Below are 4138 nucleotides of genomic sequence, written 5' to 3' on the forward strand. Positions count from 1 at the left end.
CCGGGCCGCGTCCGTCGAGGACCGGTGCGCGGTGTCCGAGGTCGCGGGCGAGTCGCCACGGCGAGCCACCGAGGGGGCGGCGCGGCCGCACGCGGTCGCCTGATCGGATGAATCGTCCTGTGCGTCGAGTGGTGTAGTGGTCGACGCCACTGAGCGAAGTTCTCCCCGGCCCCCCGTCGAGGCATGATTCACTGTCTTAGCGGTCACTGACCGAGGGAGTTGTGGCACAGACTGTGAGAGGGATCGGCGCACGTGCGGGAGTGGTCGTGCCCGGGAGGGAACCCCGGCCGGGCGAGGTCTGCGAGTGTGCACCGGCTCCGCGGGCCGGCAGGCGCGCGAGTGCCCGGCCGCGCGCCCCGGTGCAGACCCCGCAGCCAGGGAGGTGGAGTGGAGCAGCGGTCGCACGAGGGTGGACCTTTGACCCCCACCCCTCATCACGCCATGATGTTGTTTGAACACGGCTTGTGCCGGAAACCCGGCGCGGCGCACACCGGTGCGCGGCGCACCACACTCCGGGCGCTCGGGAGTACGCGATGACCACGATGACGCTTGCGACGCTGGCGCAGGCCGAGCTCGACACCAACAACGTCCGCAACTGGATCCTCGACAACATCATCCCGTTGGTTCTGCTCGCCGTCGCCCTGCTGTTGTTGTGGCTCGGTGGTGGCAAGGGCGACAACGCGGGCGTCATGCGCAGGCTCGCGGGTGTGGTCGTGGCACTGGCCATCGTCGGCCTCGCGGTCAGCGGCCTCGGGGTGGACGTCGGCGAGTGGCTCGCCGGACTGTTCACCACAACGGGTTGATGTAGGGCTCGCGCGGTGCGCATCCGGACTGACGACGAGATCTACCGCGTCGACGCGGTGTGGCTTGGGCCACCGAAGGCCACCTTCCCCTGGCGCGCGCGGTATGTGGCCTGGGGCGTGGGCATCCCGCTCTTTCTCGTGGTGCTCGGCGTCGAGCGGCAGATCGGCATCGGCTTCGGCTTCTTCTCCACGGCCTGGGCCTTCGTCATCACGATCGCGCTCACCCGGATCATCACGTCCAAGATCAGCCACGAGCGTCCGCTGGGGGCGGTGTTCTCCATGTGGCTGCGCGAGCTTCAGGCGCCTCGCGAGCGCCGCACCGGATCGGGCGGAGCCGCCAGCGCCAGCAAGATCCGAGTCAGAACCGAGCGACCCCGGCCACGGCACAGACGCCGGCGCCGTGCCCGCACGGACGAGTCGGCGCGTGAAGCCCCCAACCCGTCAGACAGCCCAGCACGAGCGCGCCGTCGCCCTCCGGCGGCGGTGGGGAGGTAGTCGTTGTTCGGTCGCGGCCGCAGCCGGAAGATCCAGTCTTCGGCACCAGCGCAACAGGCCGAGAGTGGCCGCGCGGGCAGGAGACTGCCCGGCGAGGAAGCCATTCCCAGCTACACGCCGTCGATCGCCGCGCGCTCCATCGACGGGCACCTGCTGCGCACCGGCAACGAGGTCTACGCCTGGTACCGCCTCGCGCCGCAGCGCTGGTCGTTCCGCTCGGACTCCCAGCGGCGTGACCTGATCGCCGCCATCGCGGGGCAGTACGCCGAGCTCCAAGGCCGCTGGATGCACCTGCGGGTCACCACACGGCCGTATCCGATCCGGATGTGGGCCGAGGCACACGTGCATAACGCCCACAGTCGCCCCTCCGACGTGCCCGGTTCGCTGTCCTTCGACGACTACCTCGTCGGCGAACAGCAGCAGCTCATGGGCCGTTCGATGGCCGAGAAGGAGGTCTACCTCGGTGTCCAGGTCCAGACCCGCCGGGTGATGGACCGCGCGGTGGAACGCGCCGCGCCCCTGTTGCGCAAGGTGCTTCCCGAAGCCGTCGACGCCGAGCTGGCGGCGCTGGACTCGGAGGTCGAGCACCTCGACCAGGTGATCGGCTCGGCCGGGCTGGAGGGCAGGCCGGTGCAGGCCGAGGAGATGTCCTGGCTGATGCACCGGTCGTGCTCCCTGGGCCTGCCCGCCCCGCGCAACCTGCCCGCCGTGCCGGGCGCGGCGTGGGAACCGGAGGACCTCGCGAGCTTCACCGACGCGGCCGACTTCCACTGCGACCCCTACGCGCCCACCGTCACCGTGCGCGGGCGCACGGGCTCGAACGCCGGGATCAAGCGCAACGTCGCCGTGCTCACCGTCGGGCAGATGCACGGCCTGCAGATCCCCGAGGTGGACGATCCCTGGGTGCAGCACGCCGACCGCCTTCCCTCGGCCGTGGAGTGGTCGGCCCGCATCTACGTGCGCAGGCCCGAGGAGGTCTCGGGCGAGTTGCAGCGGCAGATGAACAAGGTGCGTTCCCAGGTCAAGCACTACACCGACGAGCACGAGCTGGAGCCACCGCAGTCGCTGGCCCGCCAGGCCTCGCGGGTGCTGGAGATCGACGACGAGATGACCACCGGCTTCACCGCGTTGGCCACCCGTGTGCGGTCGTGGTGGCGGCTGGCCGTGTCCGGGCCGACCGAGCGCGACGCGTTGCGGCTGGCCCAGCAGATGCTCGACCTGTACAAGCCGAAGGTGGCCATCGAGCACCCCGAGGCCCAGTACGCGCTCGCCCGCGAGTTCATCCCCGGCGAGGCGCTGTCGTCCGGCGCGTACCTGCGCAGGGGCTCGGTGGTCTGGGCCGCGTCGTCGGTGCCCACCGCCACCGCCGAGGTCGGTGACCGGCGCGGAATCCTGCTCGGCGAGACCTGCACCGCCACGCGTCGCCCCGTGGCCTGGGACCCGTGGATGGCCCAGGAGATCCGGGACGGTTCGGGGCTCACGGCATTGGTGGCCGGCCTCGGTGGCGGGAAGTCGTTCCTGGGCGGCGGCATCGTCTACAAGACCCTGCGGGCGGGGGCGCACTGGACGATCCTCGACCCGTCCGGTCCGCTGTCCAAGCTGTGCGAACTGCCGGAGGTGCGGCCGTACGCGCGGCCGATCAACCTGCTCAACGCCCAGCCCGGCATCCTCAACCCCTACCGCGTGGTCGCCGAGCCGCGACTGGAGCATTTCCTCGACGAGGACGACCCCGAGCGCGCGTGGCGCAGGGAGCGCGCGCTGGCCAGCGCGACCCGGCGCAGACTCGTGCTCGACGTGCTCACCGGGGTGCTGCCCTACGAGGTGGCCCGGATGCCCCAGACGCGGATCGTGCTGCTGCGCGCGGTGCGGTCGGTCGGCGGGCGCTACGACGCCGATCCGGGACAGGTGATCGACGCGCTGCGCCGCGATTCCAGCGAGCACCACGAACACGCGGTGGTCGTGGCCGACTTCCTCGACGAGCTGCGCGAGCGCATGTCGCTGCTGATTCCGGAGTCCGGCGCCGACCCCTACTCCGACACCCGCGACGACCGGCTGACCGTGCTGTCGATGGCCGGGCTCACGCTGCCGAAGGAAAGCGTCGGGCGGGAGCACTGGACCGACGCCGAGGCGCTGGGCGTGGAGATGCTGAACCTGGCCGCGTGGCTGACCCAGCGCTCGGTGTACGAGAAGCCGAAGGAGCTGCGCAAGGGCGTCTGGATCGACGAGGCCTTCTTCCTCTCCGAGGTGCCCACCGGCCGGGTGCTGATGAACCGGTTCGCCCGCGACTCGCGCAAGTGGAACGTCCGGGTGCTGCTGTCCTCGCAGATCCCGGCCGACTTCCTGCGCATCCAGGGGTTCGTCGCGCTGCTCGACTCGGTGTTCGTGGGCAGGCTCGATGACGACGACACCCAGTCCGACGCGCTGCGGCTGCTCAAGGTCCCGGTCGGGGTGGGCTATGAGCAGGTCGTCTCGGCGCTGGGCAGGCGTCCCGGCTCGCGCCGCGAGGTCGAACGCGACACCGAGCCCCGGCAGTTCATCTTCGCCGACGGTGCGGGCGGGGTGGAGCGCATCCGGGTCGACTTCTCGGGGCCGCACCTGAAACACCTTCGTGACACGCTCGACACCACCCCCGGCGCGACCACCGACCGCCGGGCGGGTGCCGAGACCGGGCACGAACCGTCCGCACCGGACGCGGAGGCCGACACGGCCGCGGTGGCCGGGCCCGCCGACGCCGACCGGGTGCGCGAGGACGCCGACGACGACTTGGAGCTGGCCGCGGAACTGGAGGTCGGACTCACCGAGGAGGTGCTCGACGCCGCGGCCGACGACACCGGCGACGA

At 71.3% G+C, this 4138-nt stretch carries 3 protein-coding genes; all 3 read left to right on the forward strand.

All coding sequences use genetic code 11. From position 1 onward, the window contains the following. The first annotated feature begins 533 nt into the window (after nt 1–533). The gene (locus tag SACSA_RS0116070; RefSeq protein WP_019818685.1) at nt 534–803 is read left to right on the forward strand and encodes a hypothetical protein; all 270 of its coding nucleotides are present in this window, start codon (nt 534–536) and stop codon (nt 801–803) included. Between the two features lie 15 nt (nt 804–818). Beyond that, nucleotides 819–1298, forward strand: coding sequence for a hypothetical protein (locus SACSA_RS0116075; RefSeq protein ID WP_019818687.1), 480 nt, complete (start codon nt 819–821; stop codon nt 1296–1298). A 3-nt stretch (nt 1299–1301) separates the two neighbouring features. Next, a partial coding sequence (locus SACSA_RS23355) for an ATP-binding protein (RefSeq protein WP_019818689.1) occupies nt 1302–4138 on the forward strand: 2837 nt, incomplete at its 3' end.

Origin of the sequence: Saccharomonospora saliphila YIM 90502 (assembly GCF_000383795.1) — a bacterium.
Lineage (GTDB): Bacteria > Actinomycetota > Actinomycetes > Mycobacteriales > Pseudonocardiaceae > Saccharomonospora > Saccharomonospora saliphila.

Excerpts from the sequence above, each read along its gene's own strand:
- SACSA_RS0116070 (WP_019818685.1), top strand. The coding sequence starts at position 534 with ATGACCACGATGACGCTTGCGACGCTGGCGCAGGCCGAGCTCGACACC.